The sequence below is a fragment of the Prochlorococcus sp. RS04 genome, from assembly GCF_001989455.1.
Classification (GTDB): domain Bacteria; phylum Cyanobacteriota; class Cyanobacteriia; order PCC-6307; family Cyanobiaceae; genus Prochlorococcus_A.
On record NZ_CP018346.1, the window covers coordinates 298,893 to 318,636 of the forward strand.

The 19,744-nt window shown below is 31.6% G+C and carries 22 protein-coding genes and 1 tRNA gene; 15 read left to right on the forward strand and 8 right to left on the reverse strand.

What is annotated here, in order from left to right; all coding sequences use genetic code 11:
• The first annotated feature begins 66 nt into the window (after positions 1-66).
• The 9 genes from BS621_RS01735 (at position 67) to BS621_RS01775 (ending at position 10,361) form a co-directional block, all read left to right on the forward strand.
• Positions 67-510: a DUF2518 family protein gene (locus tag BS621_RS01735; protein ID WP_077141602.1), complete on the forward strand. Its 444-nt coding sequence runs from the start codon at positions 67-69 to the stop codon at positions 508-510.
• 10 nt (positions 511-520) lie between these two features.
• A complete protein-coding gene (locus tag BS621_RS01740) occupies positions 521-940 on the forward strand; it encodes a DUF4332 domain-containing protein (protein ID WP_077141603.1) in 420 nt (139 codons plus the stop codon).
• A gap of 112 nt (positions 941-1,052) precedes the next feature.
• The gene (locus BS621_RS01745) at positions 1,053-1,247 is read left to right on the forward strand and encodes a hypothetical protein (protein ID WP_423246148.1); all 195 of its coding nucleotides are present in this window, start codon (positions 1,053-1,055) and stop codon (positions 1,245-1,247) included.
• Between the two features lie 7 nt (positions 1,248-1,254).
• Positions 1,255-2,835 carry a CocE/NonD family hydrolase gene (locus tag BS621_RS01750; protein ID WP_077141605.1) on the forward strand — a complete coding sequence of 527 codons (1,581 nt, stop codon included), beginning with the start codon at positions 1,255-1,257 and terminating at the stop codon, positions 2,833-2,835.
• 52 nt (positions 2,836-2,887) lie between these two features.
• Complete coding sequence (gene glgB / locus BS621_RS01755) at positions 2,888-5,152, forward strand: 1,4-alpha-glucan branching protein GlgB (RefSeq protein ID WP_077141606.1); 2,265 nt, start codon at positions 2,888-2,890, stop codon at positions 5,150-5,152.
• A gap of 118 nt (positions 5,153-5,270) precedes the next feature.
• Entirely contained in the window at positions 5,271-6,311 is a 1,041-nt protein-coding gene (gene hemE / locus BS621_RS01760; RefSeq protein ID WP_025971907.1) for a uroporphyrinogen decarboxylase, read from the forward strand.
• Between the two features lie 8 nt (positions 6,312-6,319).
• Entirely contained in the window at positions 6,320-7,303 is a 984-nt protein-coding gene (locus BS621_RS01765; RefSeq protein WP_077141607.1) for an NAD-dependent epimerase/dehydratase family protein, read from the forward strand.
• Positions 7,304-7,362: 59 nt separating this feature from the next.
• A complete protein-coding gene (gene petE / locus BS621_RS01770; RefSeq protein WP_025894221.1) occupies positions 7,363-7,713 on the forward strand; it encodes a plastocyanin in 351 nt (116 codons plus the stop codon).
• Between the two features lie 65 nt (positions 7,714-7,778).
• The gene (locus BS621_RS01775) at positions 7,779-10,361 is read left to right on the forward strand and encodes an ATP-dependent Clp protease ATP-binding subunit (RefSeq protein ID WP_077141608.1); all 2,583 of its coding nucleotides are present in this window, start codon (positions 7,779-7,781) and stop codon (positions 10,359-10,361) included.
• Positions 10,362-10,410: 49 nt separating this feature from the next.
• Here the strand turns inward: BS621_RS01775 and BS621_RS01780 are convergent, their stop codons facing one another.
• Positions 10,411-10,881, reverse strand: coding sequence for a 6-carboxytetrahydropterin synthase (locus BS621_RS01780; protein WP_025931581.1), 471 nt, complete (start codon positions 10,879-10,881; stop codon positions 10,411-10,413).
• Between the two features lie 63 nt (positions 10,882-10,944).
• On the opposite strand from BS621_RS01780, the gene hisIE reads away from it, so the two are divergent.
• The 4 genes from hisIE (at position 10,945) to BS621_RS01800 (ending at position 13,414) form a co-directional block, all read left to right on the forward strand.
• Positions 10,945-11,604 (forward strand): bifunctional phosphoribosyl-AMP cyclohydrolase/phosphoribosyl-ATP diphosphatase HisIE, encoded by a 660-nt coding sequence (gene hisIE, locus BS621_RS01785; RefSeq protein WP_077141609.1) that lies wholly within the window; start codon positions 10,945-10,947, stop codon positions 11,602-11,604.
• 159 nt (positions 11,605-11,763) lie between these two features.
• The gene (locus BS621_RS01790) at positions 11,764-12,687 is read left to right on the forward strand and encodes a sigma-70 family RNA polymerase sigma factor (RefSeq protein ID WP_025931579.1); all 924 of its coding nucleotides are present in this window, start codon (positions 11,764-11,766) and stop codon (positions 12,685-12,687) included.
• A gap of 37 nt (positions 12,688-12,724) precedes the next feature.
• Positions 12,725-13,093 (forward strand): YkvA family protein, encoded by a 369-nt coding sequence (locus BS621_RS01795; protein ID WP_077141610.1) that lies wholly within the window; start codon positions 12,725-12,727, stop codon positions 13,091-13,093.
• Positions 13,094-13,414: a hypothetical protein gene (locus BS621_RS01800; RefSeq protein WP_077141611.1), complete on the forward strand. Its 321-nt coding sequence runs from the start codon at positions 13,094-13,096 to the stop codon at positions 13,412-13,414.
• Positions 13,415-13,612: 198 nt separating this feature from the next.
• Here BS621_RS01800 and BS621_RS01805 read toward each other — a convergent pair whose 3' ends face one another.
• Positions 13,613-13,882 carry a YciI family protein gene (locus tag BS621_RS01805; protein WP_077141612.1) on the reverse strand — a complete coding sequence of 90 codons (270 nt, stop codon included), beginning with the start codon at positions 13,880-13,882 and terminating at the stop codon, positions 13,613-13,615.
• A 97-nt stretch (positions 13,883-13,979) separates the two neighbouring features.
• Here BS621_RS01805 and BS621_RS01810 point away from each other — a divergent pair, with 97 nt between their 5' ends.
• Complete coding sequence (locus BS621_RS01810; protein WP_077141613.1) at positions 13,980-14,330, forward strand: AbrB family transcriptional regulator; 351 nt, start codon at positions 13,980-13,982, stop codon at positions 14,328-14,330.
• 87 nt (positions 14,331-14,417) lie between these two features.
• Here the strand turns inward: BS621_RS01810 and trpA are convergent, their stop codons facing one another.
• The 5 genes from trpA to pyrC all read right to left on the reverse strand — a co-directional run bounded on the left by trpA (position 14,418) and on the right by pyrC (position 17,160).
• Positions 14,418-15,260, reverse strand: coding sequence for a tryptophan synthase subunit alpha (gene trpA / locus BS621_RS01815; RefSeq protein ID WP_077141614.1), 843 nt, complete (start codon positions 15,258-15,260; stop codon positions 14,418-14,420).
• Positions 15,261-15,287: 27 nt separating this feature from the next.
• On the reverse strand, positions 15,288-15,608 hold the full coding sequence (locus BS621_RS01820) for a DUF3007 family protein (protein WP_077141615.1): 321 nt from the start codon (positions 15,606-15,608) through the stop codon (positions 15,288-15,290).
• 4 nt (positions 15,609-15,612) lie between these two features.
• Entirely contained in the window at positions 15,613-15,846 is a 234-nt protein-coding gene (locus BS621_RS01825) for an NAD(P)H-quinone oxidoreductase subunit L (protein ID WP_077141616.1), read from the reverse strand.
• Between the two features lie 78 nt (positions 15,847-15,924).
• Positions 15,925-16,010: transfer RNA gene (locus BS621_RS01830), tRNA-Leu, on the reverse strand.
• 100 nt (positions 16,011-16,110) lie between these two features.
• Positions 16,111-17,160: a dihydroorotase gene (gene pyrC / locus BS621_RS01835; RefSeq protein WP_077141617.1), complete on the reverse strand. Its 1,050-nt coding sequence runs from the start codon at positions 17,158-17,160 to the stop codon at positions 16,111-16,113.
• A gap of 118 nt (positions 17,161-17,278) precedes the next feature.
• Between pyrC and BS621_RS01840 the strand changes: the two genes are divergently transcribed.
• Positions 17,279-18,358: a calcium/sodium antiporter gene (locus BS621_RS01840; RefSeq protein WP_077141618.1), complete on the forward strand. Its 1,080-nt coding sequence runs from the start codon at positions 17,279-17,281 to the stop codon at positions 18,356-18,358.
• 2 nt (positions 18,359-18,360) lie between these two features.
• Here the strand turns inward: BS621_RS01840 and gorA are convergent, their stop codons facing one another.
• Entirely contained in the window at positions 18,361-19,725 is a 1,365-nt protein-coding gene (gene gorA / locus BS621_RS01845; RefSeq protein ID WP_077141619.1) for a glutathione-disulfide reductase, read from the reverse strand.
• Positions 19,726-19,744: the final 19 nt, after the last annotated feature.

Sequence of the window (19,744 nt, forward strand, 5' to 3'; positions counted from 1 at the left end):
AAGTTAGAGCCCAAAAATAGAGTAGGCTTACAAAATATAAGAAATTAATCAGGTCAAAGCCACTAAATGTCTTTTTTTGAACTATTAGAGAACACACCCAAATTTTTTGGATTCTTTGGAATATTTCTTTTCATTTGCACAATAGCAGCTTTTATATTTAATTTTGGTTTTAAATTTAGAATAATTGGAGCAACTATCTTTTCATTGTTGCTTTCTTTGAGTAGTTGGGCATTTATACAAAGTTACTCCGAAAACGTTGAAATAGAAGGTGCAAAATATGTTCCAATTGTTTATGACAATGGGTTCGATTTGATTATTGCTAAAGCAGATGATGAATTTCCAGAAGAATCTATCGAACCAACTTTAGAACAATTATCGGAAAACTTAAGGAAAGGTAGCAGATCTGGTGCGAATGTAAAAATCAAGATAAGAAAACTTGAAAAAATTTCAGATGGTATAAGTAAACCAGTGGTTATAGGAGAAGTTAATAAAAATGTCAAAATGAATTAGTTTTTTAAAAATGGAAAGTAAAACTTTTTTAGATTTTTTGCCAACTAATTTTAGACATGAGAAATCTTTTTTTATTCAAAATAATCTAACTGACTTTGAAAAATTAAGTAATCTTTCGGACTTAGATATAAATCAGATTCAAAGAAAATCCTCACTATGTACATTGAATAATCTAAAGAAAATTAGAGCTATAGCTATTTTTAAAAAAGAAATTGGAATTTCTCCGCCGCAAGCATATCTTCTTTTACATTGCGGAATATCTTCTATAAAATCATTATCACTATCTACTCCTTACGAATTAGAACGCAAAATTGGTAGATTAGAAAGAAGTCTTAGAGTAAAAACTGAGACAGATATAACATTTATTCTCTTAAAAGAATGGATCAAAAAAGCTAGTCAAAACGACAAATCTATTGGAAATCTTGGATAAAAAAATTTTTTAATGTAGAATTTAGAAAAAGTTAGTGATAATGAAACCTTTGTTATTTTTTTTATTTTTGTTTTTCAACTCTTTATGCCCTGTTTTAAGTCAATCTAACTTATTGGAAACTGTAAAAAAGAATCCAAACGAAGCTAGGAATTTATGTAATAAGTTTAAAGATTTTAATTCTAAAGGTATTTCAGCTAGTTCAGATAAAGTTATAGAATATGTATCAAACAAAAAAAAGTTAACTCCCGTTAACGCAGAAATATTTTCTATTTACGTCATTGGGCTGCACTGCCCAGACATTATCTAAAGCCTAAATGTCTGGTTTAAAATGGTTTGACAAGTCTCTAGTCCTTAGAGATGGAGTAAGACTTATATCAAGGATTTGGTTACCTAATAGTAATGGGCCATGGCCTGCATTATTGATGAGACAACCATATGGAAGGGAAATAGCCTCAACTATTACCTATTCTCATCCAGAATGGTGGGCTTCCAAAGGGTATATGGTAATAATTCAAGATGTTAGAGGTATGGGTTCGTCTGAAGGGGTTTTTAATGGTTTTTCTCAAGAAGCTAGCGATACTTCAGAAACACATGAATGGGTAAGGTCTCTAAAAGAATGTAATGGAAAACTTGGCTTATATGGTTTTTCATATCAAGGATTTACTCAACTAACTGGTGAATTAAATTCAAAGCCGCCCGATTGCTTATCTCCAGCAATGACTGGAATGAATATTAAGGATCATTGGTGCTCAGATGGAGGAGCATATTGGTGGCATAACAATATTGTTTGGGGACTTCAAATCGCAGCACTGAAAATGAAAAGAGAAAAAAAATTGCTTGAGTGGGAAAAGATAAGATTAGCCTTAGAAAATAAAAGTTATTTAAGGGAAGGAATTGATATTTTAAAAAAATATGATCCAAATAGCTTTGTTTTGGAATGGCTTAAAAATTTAAATATTGCTCGCCCATTTCAAGAATTTAAACCAATTTCAACTTGGATTAAACAACCTATGTTAATTATTGGAGGACTATGGGATCCACATTTAAAAGGTGCCTTTGATCTTTATAAGATATCTAAAGAAGCTGGTGGGAACCCTGAGATTATTATTGGGAATGCGACACATCTAAACTGGTGGAAGGGATCACAAGAATCTTTATTAAAATTTTTTGATAAACATTTAAAATCAGATGAAAAATTTAATTCTAAGAATTATAAAGACGAAAAAAAAATATGGAATATTTCATTAAATAAGTGGGAAGAATTAGATAATAAATTTCACCCTGAATTTATTTTTGGACTTAAAAGCGATGGCATAGCAAATGTAGAGGTTGAAGATGGAAGTCTGACCATAAATTCAAAAGGATCAGGATGGTTCACAATTGTTAATGACCCATGGAGACCTACTCCATCTGACGGTGGTCATTTAGGTCCTAATCCAGGAAAGTTTAATAGAAGTTTTATTGATAAACGCCTTGATGTAGGTGTTTTTCAAACCAATTCTTTTGAAAAAGATCAATATTTGAGAGGAGTTCCCACATTAGAAATCCAAGTAAAAAGTGATCAGCCTAATTTTGATATCTGCCTTGCTTTATCTCTAGTTGAAGAAGGGAATGAAAAGGTGAATCAATTTTCAACCGGGTTCTTAAGGGTTAAAAACTCCAAAATAAGTGAAGAATGCATTTATCAAATAACAATGCAGCCAACAAATATTTGTTTGATTAAAGATAGCAAACTTCGTTTATCTATATCTTCATCAGCTTATCCCGCGATTGGAGTTAATCCTGGATTTGGGGAGGAAAATGTTGGAGCGCCTTCAGCAAATCATAGAGTTATTACTCTAAGTTTTAGCCTTAATAAAACATTTATGAAAATGAACCCTTTTTTTTATAAATAATTATTTTTTTGGTTAATCATTTGATATTATTAATCCTTAATATCTACCAGTCATGATCGAGACAATTCAAGCAGACTGGATTAAATCAGAAGCCATCAACCTAGAAAATTGTTGCAATGATAATCCATTAAAAATATTAGGTCCTCATTTTTATCAAGAACAATGGGTAATAAGGGTATGGATGCCTGAAGCCGACGAAGTCAAAATAAATTTTAAAAACAATACCTATAAGGCGGAAAGCATAAACCATAAATGGCTTTTTGAAGCTATCCTGCCTGAAAATCCAAATTATAATTACGAAATAAATATTTCAAGAGGAGGGATCACACATACACAACATGACCCTTGGTCATATACAGAAGAGTGGATGGGAGAAGTTGATAGACATCTTTTTGCAGAAGGTAACCATCATCATATTTGGGAAAAAATGGGAGCACATCTCATTGAAGAAAAAAACCAAAAAGGAGTCATGTTTTGCATTTGGGCTCCAAATGCAAAATCAATCTCAATAATTGGAGATATAAATTCTTGGGATGGAAGACATCATCCAATGCAAAAAAGATTAGGAGGAATTTGGGAACTATTCATGCCAACAATGCAAGAGGGCGACACATATAAATACGAAATAAGAACTCAACAAGGTCATATTTATGAGAAAGCTGATCCATATGGTTTCCTTCATGAAATCAGGCCTCAAAATGGTTCAATAGTTTCAAAATTGAAAAACTTTAATTGGAATGATAGTTCATGGATTTCAAATAGAGATTCTTCTAGTCAAATAAACAAGCCAATTTCAGTTTATGAAATGCATTTAGGAAGTTGGCTCCATGAATCAATAGATAATAAATACCTGGAGGACAATGGTAAACCAAGAGACCCAGTGCCTGCAGCCGATTTAAAACCTGGAACAAGATTATTAACTTATCCAGAATTAACCAATAAACTCATCTCTTACGTAAAAGAGAGAGGATTCACTCATATTGAACTAATGCCAATATCTGAACATCCTTTCGATGGTTCATGGGGATATCAAGTTACAGGCTGGTATGCACCAACAAGTAGATTTGGCACCCCAAATGAATTTAGAGAGTTTGTAAATAAATGTCATGAAGAGGGCATAGGCGTCATTCTTGATTGGGTACCTGGTCATTTTCCAAAAGATAAGCATGGTTTAGCATTTTTTGATGGTTGCCATCTTTATGAACATGGAGATTCACGAATAGGTGAACACAAAGAATGGGGAACACTGATATTTAATTACAGCAGAAACGAAGTAAGGAATTTCTTAGTAGCGAATCTCGTTTATTGGTTTGAAGAGTTTCATATTGATGGCATAAGAGTAGATGCTGTAGCTTCAATGCTTTACAGAGATTACCTACGTCCGGATGGAGAATGGATACCCAATGAAAATGGTGGAAATGAAAATATAGAAGCCGTTAAATTTCTTCAACAGGCTAATCATGTTCTCTTCCAACACTTCCCAGGTGCACTTTCTATCGCTGAAGAATCAACAACTTGGCCAATGGTAACCAAACCAACTGACATGGGAGGGTTAGGGTTTAACTTGAAATGGAATATGGGATGGATGCACGATATGCTTGATTATTTTGAAATAGATCCTTGGTTTAGGCAATTCCATCAGAATAGTGTCACTTTCTCAATTACATATAACTATACAGAGAACTTTATGCTTGCACTTAGTCATGATGAAGTTGTCCATGGGAAAAGTCATCTTTTGCATAAAATGCCAGGAGATGACTGGAAGAAATATGCAAATACTCGAGCATTACTTACTTATATGTGGACTCACCCAGGCAAAAAAACGATATTTATGGGGATGGAATTTGGGCAAAGACAAGAATGGAATGTTTGGGATGATCTGCAATGGGAGTTACTAGAATTTGAGCCTCATAAAGGTATCAGAAACTTGATTGATGACCTAAACGTTCTTTATAAAAATGAACCTGCATTATGGAAAAATGACTTTGATCCTTATGGATTTCAATGGATTGATTGTAATGACAAATCTAATTCAGTTATAAGTTTCATGAGAAGAGAAAACGATACCAATGAGTGGCTTGTTGTAGTTGCCAACTTTACACCTAATACTCATGGGTCATACAAAGTAGGTGTTCCTTTGGAAGGATTCTATAAAGAAATATTTAATTCAGATGGGTCTAGATACGGGGGCAGTAACAAAGGAAATATGGGTGGTAATGAAACTATAAATTACAATATTCATGATTATCAAAATGCTCTAGAACTTGTGTTGCCCCCATTAAGCGTAAGTATCTTCAAACATCAATCAAAAAAATAAGAAGGCTCATTTAACTTAGTGCTTCATATAAATGTTCATATAACGCTTTTGCTCTGCTTTACATTGTAAGATTTTTAAGTTGGATTTTAATTTTTTTTTAAAAATATCGAATTGAAAAATGGGTCAAGATTTACCACTACTACTTTCTGCCGCCTTAGGTAAAAAAGTAAATAGGCCTCCAGTATGGATGATGAGGCAAGCAGGAAGATATATGAAAATCTATAGAGATTTAAGGGAGCGTTACCCAAGCTTTAGAGAGAGGTCTGAAAATCCAGAACTATCATATGAGATTTCAATGCAACCTTTTCATGCTTTCAAACCTGATGGAGTGATCCTTTTTTCAGATATTCTCACTCCTCTTCCAGGGATGGGCATAAATTTTGAAATAATTGAAAGTAAAGGTCCAATAATTGAGGACCCAATAAGAACTCTTAACCAAATAGAAAATTTAAAAGAATTAAATCCAAGTGAGAGTTTAAGTTTTGTTGGGCAAGTTCTTTCTTCACTAAAAAAAGATGTGAATAATGAGGCAACAGTTTTAGGTTTTGTTGGCGCACCTTGGACTCTTGCCGCATATGTAGTTGAAGGTAAAAGCAGTAAAAATTATTCTTTAATAAAATCAATGGCTTTTAAAGAACCAGATTTACTTCATAAACTTCTTGATCATTTTGCAAAATGCATTGGTGAATATCTTAAATATCAAATAAAATCTGGAGCGCAAGTAGTACAAATTTTTGATTCATGGGCTGGTCAACTAAGCCCACAAGATTACGATATCTTTGCTGGGCCGTATCAAAAAAAGGTTGTTGACATTGTAAAAGCGGAATACCCAGAAACACCAGTAATTCTTTACATATCAGGAAGTGCTGGTGTCATAGAAAGAATGGCAAAAACTGGAGTCGATATAATCTCATTAGATTGGACAGTAGATATTGAAGAGGCTTGTAAGAGAATCCCTAGCGGGATAGGAATTCAAGGTAATGTTGACCCAGGCATTTTATTCGGGAACAAAGAATCAATAAAAGAAAGGATAGATAATACTTTCAATAAAATTAAAGACAGAAAATATATTCTTAATTTGGGTCATGGGATTTTACCTGGGACTCCAGAAGAAAATGCTCAAACATTTTTTGAACATGGAAAAAAACTCACTTACTAGTCAAAGTCTTGGCATATAAAAACTTATTAATCACAGGTGCGAATGGATGTGTTGGCCAATATTTAGTTGATTGGTTTTTAAAAAACACAAAATTCAGGCTTTATCTAATGGTAAGAGACAAAAGTAAGTTGCCAATTTCTGTTCAAGAAAATAAAAAAGTCAAGTTAATGGTGTGTGATATCAGGGAATCATGTAAGTATAAAAAGGAAATTAGTCAAATTAATTACCTAATACACACTGCTACAGCTTGGGGAGATCCAAGAAGAGCCTATGAAGTAAACATTAAAGCTTTTGAAGAGTTACTTGAAATGCTTGATATTGAAAAGTTAGAAAAGATTATTTATTTTTCAACAGCTAGCATTCTTGATACCCAAACAGAATTAATGAGGGAATCATTGATTTATGGAACAGAGTATATTCAAACAAAATACGAATGTTTCCAGAGACTCAGAGAAAGCTCATTTGCTGAAAAAACTTTCGCTGTTTTCCCTACCTTGGTTTTTGGAGGAAATCTTGGGAAAAAAAGTAAATATCCCGTAAGTTATTTAACTAGTGGATTGAAAGAAATCGGGAAATGGCTTTGGTTAGCAAGATTTTTAAAACTCGATTCTAAATTTCACTTTATACACGCAAATGATATCGCCCAGATTTGCGGGTTTCTAATTAAAAATCATAAAGAAGAGCAATACAAAGGCTTTAGAAAATTTGTCCTAGGTCAGAAATTTATTTCAATTGATCATGCCATAATTACACTTTTAAAAAGAAACAATATGAGGAGATATTTTGCGATACCCCTTACAAAAAAAATTCTAAAAATATTATTAAGAATTCTTCCCATCCAAACCACCCCTTGGGATAGCTTCAGTATCAAGAAATATGACTTTAATCATGTCCCCATCACTAATCCTGAGACTTTCAAACTTAAAAGTTATGCCAAATCACTAAATGATATTTTAAGGTTATCAAAGTTACCAAGCTGTAATAACAATTAAAATTCTCACAGTTAGGCTCCCAAAGCCTTGTAATATATATAAATAAGTAAATTTTAATTATGTTACGTTCAATCTTTGCAGGGTTATTCGCAATAGTTTTAACTCTTGGTTTAGGAATTTCATCAGTTTCAGCTAAGACTGTTGAAGTAAAACTTGGAACGGATGCTGGAATGCTTGCATTTGAACCAAGTACGGTAACCATTAGTGCTGGTGATACAGTTAAATTCGTCAATAATAAATTAGCTCCTCACAACGCAGTTTTTGATGGACATGAGGAATTGAGTCATGCAGATCTAGCTTTTGCTCCAGGAGAATCTTGGGAAGAAACATTTGATACTGCAGGAACTTATGATTACTATTGCGAGCCTCACAGAGGAGCTGGAATGGTAGGCAAAGTCATTGTTGAATAAATCTTCTAAGTAGTTAAATACTTTTTTTACCTAATATTTATTACAGTCATATCTAAATTTGATTGATGAAAATAGTTCCAAGCGAATTTTCTAATTCTGCTTGGAACTGTTTTATTTGTGCCAAAGAAATTGCTTATAAAAATCACCAACAAGACTTAGACTCAGATAATTTATTATTAGCTCTCATAAAAAAAGACAACTTTACAAAAAAGATCTTAAAAAATAATAATGTAAATATCAAAGAGTTTGAGAAAGAAATAATATCTTCATTAAATTCAAAAGCAAAAATGAAAACCACACAAGATAATTTATATATCGGTGAGACTCTTCACAAAATATTTTTGAAAGCAAATCATATTAAAAATACTTTAAATGATGTAGTGATATCAACAGAACACTTAGTTTACGGTTTCACTTATGATGATAAATATGGATTTCAAATTTTAAATCAAAAAGGTATTCCAGAATTTCTTGAAACTATAAAGAAAATGAAGTCAGATCCAGCAGTAAAAAAAGAATTTGATACTTCTAATGAGTCTTTGGGAAAATATGGTATTGATCTAACTCAATATGCACGAGATGGAATTTTAGACCCAGTTATTGGGAGGGATGAAGAGATTAGAAGAACAATTCAAATATTGAGTAGAAGAACAAAAAACAATCCTGTTCTTATTGGAGAACCTGGAGTTGGGAAAACGGCCATTGTTGAAGGGTTAGCTCAAAGAATTATTAATGGCGATGTACCTTCTGCTCTACAAGATAGGCTACTAATTTCATTAGATATGGGTTCACTTATAGCTGGAGCAAAATATCGTGGAGAATTTGAAGAAAGAATAAAAAATGTCCTGAAGAAAGTTAAGGAATCAGACGGTAAGATCATTCTTTTTATTGATGAAATTCATACAGTTGTTGGAGCTGGTGCTAGTGGAGGTTCTTTAGATGCAAGCAACCTATTAAAACCAATGCTTGCGAGAGGAGAACTAAGATGTATTGGTGCTACTACTATTATTGAACACAAACAAAATATAGAAAAAGATCCTGCTTTAGAACGAAGATTTCAGAAAATAAAAATTGATGCTCCTTCAATAGATGATACTGTATCAATATTAAGAGGATTAAGAGAAAGATATGAAGTTCATCATAGTGTAAGAATTTCTGATAATGCTTTGGTTGCAGCCGCCACCCTTAGCGAAAGATACATTAACGATAGATTTCTTCCAGACAAAGCAATAGATCTAATCGATGAAGCAGCCTCAAGATTGAATATGATCATAACTTCCAAACCTGAAGAAATTGATGAGATTGATCGAAAAGTTTTGCAGTTTGAAATGGAAAAATTATCTTTAAAAAGAGAAACAGATGATTTTTCTTTAGAAAGATTAAAAAAAATCAATAATGAACTTATATCCCTTAAAGATAAACAGGCAGAATTAGGCTCTAAATGGAAAAAAGAAAAAGATGAAATTGATGAGATTAGCACCATAAAAGAAGAGATTGAATCTGTTCAATTGAAAATAGATCAAGCCAAAAGGAGTTTTGACCTCAACAAAGCAGCAGAATTAGAATTTGGAACTTTAAATTCTTTACAAAAAAAATTAAAAGAAAAAAGTGAGTATCTAGTTAATTCTCACAAAAATGGAGAGACAAGTCTTTTAAGGCAGGAGGTTACTTTTGATGATATTGCAGAAGTTGTCTCAAAGTGGACCTCTATTCCAGTTCAAAACTTGAACCAGTCAGAAAAAGATAAACTTTTGAGCCTCGAGTCAATCCTTAAAGAAAAAATTATTGGTCAAGATAGTGCAATTAGGGCTGTTGCAGATTCCATTAAGAGATCAAGGACTGGTCTAAATGATCCAAGCAAGCCTCTAGCCAGTTTCCTATTTTTAGGTCCAACTGGTGTTGGAAAAACAGAGCTTAGTAAAGTAACTGCCAAAATTATATTCGATTCAAATTCTTCAATTACAAGACTGGATATGTCCGAATATATGGAAAAGCATTCAGTAAGTAAAATTATAGGTGCGCCTCCTGGATATTTAGGTTTCGAATCAGGCGGTCAATTAACTGAAGCAGTGCGGAAAAATCCTTATTCGGTAATACTTCTGGATGAAATAGAAAAAGCTCATAATGACATTTTAGATATTCTTTTACAGGTTCTTGATGATGGAATTATTACTGATGGTCAAGGTCGTACGATCAATTTCAAAAATTCAATCATTGTTCTCACAAGTAATTTAGGAAGTCAATCAATAAATGATTTATCAGTTAGAAAAGAAGATACAAATGAAATAAAAAAAGTTGTAGATAATGAACTTAAAAATTTTTTCAAGCCTGAGTTTTTAAATCGACTTGATGAAATAGTTATTTTTAATAATTTAGAATTAAATGACATAAAGGAAATTGCCAAAATCCAACTTAAAAATTTAGAAAAAAGACTTAACAAAAAAAACTTAAAATTCAAAATTGCGGATGAGGCAATTAACCAACTTGTCGAAAATAGTTTCGATCATGCCTATGGTGCAAGGCCTTTAAAAAGAATTATTCAAAAAAAAATTGAGACAAAAATTTCAAATAATATATTGAATAATCATTACCTTAATAAAGACGAAATTAATGTTTATCTAGTTAATGGAGAGATAATTGTTGATTAAAGATCTAAATTAAATAATTCTTTATGACTTGAAATTTAACAACTTTAATTTAAGATTTGAACCAATCAGGAAATTCCTCATAATTTGCTTTGTTAGATTTATTTTCTTTTGATTCTGTTTTCCAACAACATGTTCTGCCCTTATCCTTATCCTGCAAGTATTCATTAGCCCATCTCCAAATTAATTCAGAAGTGAACTCCATTCCCACATTATCCATAATTCTCAAATCTAAAGCATCTAAGTCATGTAATTTTTCCCAGTAATTCAACAAAGGGTCATCTTTATTTACTAAAAAAGTATGGTCGAATTGCTCCTTTAATCTATTTTCTAGGGGCTTTAGACTTGAAAAATCCACGACAAAACCATTTAGGTCTAATTTTTTGGCAGTGAACCAAAAGGTGAATGATCTTGAATATCCATGCACAAATCTGCAGTGTCCTTCATGACGCCATTGCCTATGTGAACAGGGAAAATCCTCGTAACTTTTGCTGCATGAAAATTTCAAAGAATGAATATACATCAATTAACTGTTAGGATAATTTTTAATAAAACACAATTAGTAGGATTTAACATAACAAAAATAATGGCTTATTCAACTAATTTTTCGATAGAAGATCTACGCTTTGATAATTATGGATTAATCCCTGCAATAGCACAAGATTGGCTTGACGGATCAATTCTTATGCTTGCATGGATGAACAAAGAATCGTTGACAATGACACTTGAGACCAAAAACGTTCATTACTGGAGTAGATCAAGATCCGAAATTTGGAGAAAAGGAGCTACAAGCGGAAGTACCCAAATACTGAAGGAGATAAGATTCGACTGCGATAATGATGCACTAATCCTTTTGATTGAACAAAATGGTTCAGGAGCATGTCACACTGGGGAAAAAAGTTGTTTTTTCAATGAAATACAAATAAATCAAAGTGATAAAAAAGAGAAGAAAACAACTCCCTTCTCAAACATTTGTTCTGAATTATTCAATACAATTAACGATAGATCAATCAATCAATCAGAAAAAAGTTACACAAATCATTTATTAACAAAAGGCAGTAATACTATTTTGAAAAAAATAGGAGAAGAATCTGCAGAATTTATCATGGCTTGCAAAGATAATGATAAAAATTCGATCTCAAATGAAGCTGCTGACTTAATTTATCATCTGCAAGTAGCCCTTTTGCATAAAGGCGTTGAGTGGAGAGATGTACTTGCTGTTCTAGAATCAAGAAGAAAAAATTAAATAATTAAAACTTAAAATTTATAATTTTTTAAAATGAAAAATTAAAAAAAAATGTAAATAACTAATTAATAATTATTAATTAATTATTAATTAATTATTACATGTATGGCTTATTACTGAATTGACTATAAGTTGAATATATCAACAATGAGGTAAATCGTGAGTTCATTAAGCGATTTTCTTGGAGAAATAGGTCGTCATCAACTTTTGACTCCCGAAAGAGAACTCACAATGGGCAGAAAAGTCCAAGAGATGGTTGTGCTTATTAACAGATGTCAAGAGGCAGGAGGTAAAGGGCCTGCTTGTGAATATTCAGAAGCTGAAAGAAAAAAAATCAAAATTGGTGAAAAAGCTAAAAACGAGATGATAACAGCCAACCTAAGACTAGTTGTCAATCTTGCCAAGAGATACCAAGGAAAAGGATTAGAATTACTGGACTTAATTCAGGAGGGGACATTAGGTCTTACAAGGGCAGTAGAAAAATATGATCCGTCTAGAGGACATAGATTTTCTACCTATGCTTATTGGTGGATTAGGCAAGGTTTAAATAGAGCTTTGTCAACTCAAAGTAGAACGATAAGGATTCCCGTCAACATTAATGAAAAACTTACAAAACTAAGATCTGCGAAATCAAAGCTTATGCAACTTAAAGGTATTCCACCTAGTAGTAATGAGTTAGCTGAAGAAATGAAAATAACCAAAGAGGAAATTGACGAACTCCTCTCTTGCGAATTGAGAAGCATCACTGTTAGTCTCCAAGGTACTGTTAAATCAAAATCAGACCCTTCCGAGTTAGTTGATATTCTTCCAAGCGATCAAACCCCACCAATGGAATTAGCCGAGTTAGCTGAAAGGACAGCCTCGGCTTGGAAGTTATTAGATAAAGCAAATTTAACTGAGAAAGAAAGAAAGATTGTAAGCCTAAGATTTGGGTTGGACGGCTCAAATGAATGGAGAACTTTAGCTGAAGTTGCAAGACATATGAGTTGTAGCAGGGAATATTGCCGACAAGTTGTGCAACGAGCATTAAGGAAACTTAGAAAAGCAGGAATACAGAATGGATTAGTTGATAGTATTATCTAAAAATTCTGTTAAAAATATTTAAATTTCATTTATAAGGATGAAAGAAAATTACAAAAACCAAGAAAATATATATGATGCTGAAGTTTTAGAGAGTTCAACATTTGATGAAAATATCATTATCAAAATTCTTATTAAAGCAGGAAGAACAATTGCAAAGCCTGCCTTAGAGGTTTTAGAGATGGCTTTAGATCCGTATACTCCAACACAAGTAAGAGTTTCATTAATGGCTGCGCTAGCCTACTTAATTATGCCATTTGATCTTTTCCCTGACTTTATGCCTGTAGTTGGTTTTAGTGATGATTTTGTAGCCCTCACAGCAGTACTCAGTATATGGAGCAAATACATGACTCCTTCAATAAGAGCAAGAGCAGAGAATAAGCTTAATAAGTTATTCCCTTTTTATTGAATGAGTAAATTATCAATACAGGAAGAAAAAGAACTCGTCTCTTTTATTAAAGATTGGTTAAAATCGCATGGATTTACCCAAAAAGACTTAGCAAATGAATTAGATATTAAATCGAGCAGAACCTCCGAGATTGTTCTAAAAATTAAAGAATTATATAAAAAAGGCGGCATGTTCAATATTGCAAAAAATCTTATAAAGATTGAGCAAAAATGGTTAAACAATATCAAGAACGATTATAGAGAAACAAAACAAACACCACCATATAATCAATTAGATATCGACTCATTAGTAAAACAGATAAAACAAGATACTAGTAAATAAATATTGTTTAAATACTATATATATTTTTAGTTAAAAATCATATAAACTCTTAAAACTAACCTTTAAATAAATATCGTTTTAGCTCCTAAATACCATAAATAATTAAATTATTAAAGCAAAAAAATATGTATTTTCTTTTAAATTAATTCTTTATCAATTAATAATTAATAATTACTAAATTTTTTTCGTAAATCATATTTAAAATGCCTGAATCCATGGATAAATATCATAATTAATCCATATACCTTTTTCCCAATATATATCCTCCTCAATAAGATCTTTCAACTCGTTTACATCATTAGCATTAAAAATTCCAAACAAATATTTGGTACATTTTGTTGGCCCTAATGTAACTAGAATATCTCGATCTTTTAAGTTTTTAAGTCTATTAAGATGTTGTTCACGAAATGGTTCCCTTTTAAAAATTGCATCTTCACAGTACCTTCCAAAAACTACAAACTTTTCCATTTTTAAATATAAATAATAGAATAAATACATACTAAATAATTGCATATAATACACGCAAATTGCTATGTTATTTAATACAACTTTCTTTTAATTAATTATGCTAACTGGTAGCGATCTCCTTGCAAAAGTTAAAGAACTTGGTGATGTTAGCAAATCTGAGCTTGTTCGCGCCTGTGGATATGTTTCCACTAAGAAAAACGGAGGTGAACGCTTAAACTTTACCGCATTTTATGAAGCACTTTTAGAAGCAAAAGGGGTTAATCTTGGTGATTCTGGAGTAGCGGGTATTGGGAAAGGTGGAAGAAAACTTAGTTATATTGCTACAGTTCAAGGCAATGGAAATCTCCTGATAGGGAAAGCATATACAGCACTTCTTGATTTAAAAGCAGGTGATGAATTCGAAATTAAGCTCGGAAGAAAACAAATTAGATTATTACCTACAAAATAATCTCAAATACAACAAAACAAATTGGATATATGATTTTTAATTAATTTTATATAATTAATTCTTTTAATTAATAAATTATCTTTGTATTTATTTTTTTTTATCGGCAGCTAAACGCATTTCTTTACAAAATTCACCAACATGATCTACAACATCTTTCTCACTTGAACTAGAGATTCGTTTTACAAATGCACTTCCAATAATTACTCCATCTGCTCCCCACTCACGAACTTTATTAACATGTTCTGAAGTAGATATTCCAAAACCAACAGCAATTGGATTGCTATTTACATCTTTTAACTTAGAAATAAGATTTTCAACTCTATTTTCCATTTTGCTTCTCTCACCAGTGACACCAGTAACACTTACTAAATAAGTAAAGCCTTTTGTATGATTTGATATTTGTTTCATTCTTTCAAAAGGAGTTGTTGGAGCTACCAATAAAATTAAGTCCATAGAATGGTTACTAACTATTTTAGAAAATTTATAAGCTTCTTCTAAAGGGAGATCAGGAACTATTAGTCCGGAAACTCCAGCATTAGATGCCATCTCACAAAACTTTTCAAAACCAAAACATAGTAATGGATTTAAGTAAGAAAAAAGAATGATGGGAATCTTTAATTTACCTTTTAAAGACTCTAAAAGTTTTATTACTTTTCTTAGGCTAGTTCCTGACTTTAAGGCGCGAGAGGCCGCCACTTGAATAACAGGTCCGTCTGCAAGGGGGTCACTATAAGGGACACCTAATTCAATAAGGTCAGCGCCATTTTCTTGTAACTTTAATAAGATCTCAGAGGTTATTTCAATATTTGGATCTCCAGCCATTATGAAAGGCATCAAAGCCAATTTCTTCTTATTTTTTAACTCACAAAACATCTCATCTACCTTAGATAAAGATTCATTTTTAGTAATTTGCATTTTGTTATTTTTCATAATTTTTTGATATTTTTCTATAAAAATTTATGTTTTTTTCTCTAAATCTTCCATTAATTTTTGCTGCTCTTCCTTTGACAATGAGTTGAATTTGGTTTCTAGTTTATCATTAACAACTTTTTCATACTCCTTTCTATAACGCTTCCTTTGTTCCATAAAAGTCATTTTTCCATTTACAACTCTATAAACATAAGATGTTACCCAAGTAATAACAATCAAAATCAAGATGCAACTTGAGAGAGTAGTGGCTGTAAAATTGTCGATACCAATTTGCGGTGCAAATTCATAACTAATTAATCCTATTAATGAAATAAATAAACCTATTTGTATAACTTTACCTTTAGTCAATTATTTACCCTTTTCCGCTTCCTTTTAGTCTGAGATTTAAAAATGGAGAAAATAAAATTAAACCTGGAAAGAAAAGAAATACAAGGCCATAAATTCCTAATCTTTCAAATTTGCCCATAATATTCCATCTATTATTCATCCAGTAAAATAGTAATAATGGAATAACCAATAAATATGTAGAAATAATTCCAACATAAGCAATTAAAGTAGCGAATGAATTATTGAAAAAACTTTCCATTTTGATTTATGGTTGCTTAGTTAAAACATAACAACTATTGGAAGTTATCGTCAGAACTAAAAATAAATAATTAAATAATGGGAGTGGGGGGACTTGAACCCCCACGAGCTAAATCGCTCGACGGATTTTAAGTCCGGCGCGTCTACCAATTCCGCCACACTCCCAAAGGAATTTGCGCTTTCTAATCGTAGCTGAAAGTAACCCATTTAACCAAGAAAAATTGGAATATTTACACTTTTAATTGTCAGATTAAATCTAATTTTTTTAATTCACTATTCCTTCTACTTGCCATTGTAAAGTTTCACCTGCATGAAATGGTTTTATTTGTCCGACAATATTTTTTTCTTCAACAACATCAATATATTCTTTAATTTTGTTAGGTCTAGAGACTAATTTTAATTTTTCTTTATTTGGTGGAACATTATAAAAATTAGGGCCATTCAAACTTGCAAACTTTTCAAAATTATCTAGAGCATTCTCCTCTTCGAAAACTGTTAAGTAGCTTTCTATTGCTACTGGCGAATTAAAAATGCCTGCACATCCACAAAACGCCTTCCACTTCCTAAGGTGTGGAGCAGAGTCAGTCCCCAAGAAAAAACATTTTTCCCCACTTGTTGCCGCTCTCCTTAAAGCGAGTCTATTATTTTCCCTCTTAGCAACTGGTAAGCAGTAAAAATCACTGTTTAAGCCTCCAAAAAACATTGCATTTCTATTTATATGCAAATGATGCGGAGTAATAGTAGCCCCAATATTATTTTCTTGCACAAAATCCACTGCGTAAGAGGTGGTTATATGTTCTAGAACGATTTTTAATTTTGGAAATCTTTTGGTTATTTGAGAAAGTTCTTTATCTATAAAAACTTCTTCTCTATCGAATATATCTACTTCAGAATCAGTCACTTCCCCATGAATTAAAAGAGGCATTCCAGAATCTTGCATTAATTCAAAGATCTTATATAGATTTTCTATTTTCCTAACTCCATGACTGGAATTTGTTGTGGCATTAGCAGGATATAATTTTGCTGCAAAAAAAACATTATTTTTAAAACCATTAATTAGTTCCCCTTCATCAGTGTCATCTGTTAGATAAATTGTCATTAATGGTTCAAACTTAGAACTTTCTGGTAGCGCTTCAAAAATAGATTTCCTGTAAGAAATAGCGCTATTGATTGATGTTATGGGACTTTTAGTATTTGGCATAACAATGGCTCTTCCAAAATATTCCGAAGTAAACTGAATGATATTTTTTAATACAAGACCTTCTCTTAAATGTAAATGCCAATCATCAGGTTTTATTATGTTTAAAGTCTTCAAAATTTTTTCTATTTAATCAATTTTAACAGCAAATTAAAATTGACAATAAATTGTAGATATTCGAGGATAGTTATTAACCAATAATGAAAATTTTTATTATCTAAATTTAATCCTAAATATGAGTGATTTTTTATTTCCAATAATAGAAATATTTTTAGGCGTAGTTCTACTTTTTACTGGAGGAGAGTTCTTTATTCAAGGAGCCATATTTTTATCATTAATCTTAGGAATACCTCAAATAGTAATTGGTTTGACAGTTGTTTCTCTTGGAACAAGCTCTCCTGAGTTGTTGGTAAGTTTAAGTTCAATTTTAAAAGGCAGTGATTCGCTTGCGGCAAGCAATGTAATTGGAAGCAATATTTTTAATGTTCTCGTTGTTTTGGGCATAAGCTCATTGATAACACCTCTTAAAGTAAAAAGCAGAATAGTCAGAAGAGATGTGCCTCTTTTAATGGCAATTTCTTGTGCAGTTTGGGCTATGTCATCAACAGGCTTATTAACATTGCAAGCAGGGATATTTCTAATATTTTGTTTAATCTTAAATACAATATGGGAAATCAATACGATCAATGAGAAAGGAGAGGAGACAAAAGATGCTGAACCAGAGATAGAAGAATTAAAAGATAACCATAAAGGGAAAATGAATATTTTACTAAAGTTAATATTGGGGATATTTCTTTTAAGCTTTGGTTCAAATATTTTAGTAAATGGTTCTCAAACGCTCGCTACTCTTTTGGGCGTAAATGAAATTGTTATTGGTTTAACTATCGTCGCAACTGGGACATCTTTACCAGAATTAGTAACTTCAATAATTGCTGCATTTAAAGGCAAAACAGATCTTGCGATTGGGAATGTAATAGGAAGTAATTTACTCAATCAACTTTTAATCCTTGGAAGTTGCAGTATTTTTTCAGGATTTAAAGGTTTAGTAATTGAACATAGTTTAATAAAAGTTGACTTACCTTTTATGGTTTTAACTACATTTGCATGCTTACCAATTTTTTGGAGCAAAGGGAAAATCACAAGAATTGAAGGATTTATTTTGCTTAATCTTTATATTTTCTACATTCTCGATAAGATACTTTTCCTGAATGAATTTAACTTCCTTTCTGAATTAAGGATAGGTTTATTTATTTACTTTGCCTTACTTATAGTATTTCTGATTGTTCAAGAAAAATTAAAATTTTCTAAATCATAATTTTATCCATACATAGTCACAAATTCTTCTGAGATAGTTGGATGCAAAGCCATTGTAATATCAAAGTCTTTTTTTGTTATCCCTGCATTTAATGAAATTGATACCATTTGAATAATCTCAGACGATGTTTCTCCAAACATATGACATCCTAGGACTTTGTCAGTTAGCTTATGAACTACAATCTTCAACATACATTTTGATTTATTCTTTTTAAAGGTATTAGACATAGGGGTAAATTTGCATTTGAAAATTTTTATATTTTTTTCAGAGTAAATCTCTTTAGCTCTTTTCTCGCTTAAGCCAACTGTTGAAATTTCTGGAATAGTAAAAACTGCCTTAGGGATATATTCATAATTCACTTTTCTTTTTTGATCATTAAAAAAATTATCCGAAAAAACTCTCCCTTGTTCTATTGCTACTGGAGTTAAGTTTGGTTTATTTATTATATCGCCAACTGCAAAAATATTTGCGTTGCTTGTTTGATTAAGTTCATCGACATATAAATATTGGCCATCCATCTTTAGATTTAAAAAATCTAAATTTAGAGGCAAAAGATTTGGTTCTCTTCCTGTAGCAATAAGAATATTATTAGTTAGGAGTCTGTCTCCCGAGTCTAGGGTAGATTCCAGATTTCCATTTACTTTCTTGATAGACTTTAATTGAGTATTGGTTATTATATTGATATCAGTAAAAGTAGGTGATTCTTCTAGGCATGAAGAAAGATCCTCATCAAAACCATTAAGTAAATGTTGACCTCGAATTAATTGAGTTACTTCAGTACCTAAATTTCTGAAAATAGAAGCAAATTCACAAGCAATATATCCACCTCCTACTATTAATATTGATTTGGGAAACTTTTCTAATTCAAAAATATCATCACTAGTCCATGCCAAATCTACCCCAGGAATATTTAATTTCTTTGGTTTACCTCCAACTGAAATAAGAATTTTTTTTGAATTTATTTTGTTTTTAATTTTCTTTGTGTTTGAACAAATAATTTCTAATTCATTTTGAGTAATAAATCTTCCTAAGCCTTCAAAAATAGTTATATTCATCTTTTTTAAAGAATTTCTATGTAAATTACTTAATCTAGAAACCTCCTCCCTAACATTCTTCAACAAAATATTTGATTCAAAATTAATACCTTCATTTTTTAATCCATATCCTTCAGAAGAATCAATATTTTTTTTACTTTTAGCTGCATAAACCATTAATTTCTTAGGCACACATCCCCTTATCACACAAGTTCCTCCTATTTTATTTGCTTCTATGATTGCGACTTTTGCTCCATAACTAGCCGCACGTTTAGCCGCCGCGAGTCCTCCAGATCCAGCGCCAACAACAACTAAATCAAATTCAAATTCCAAGACTTTTTTTAATCAATTA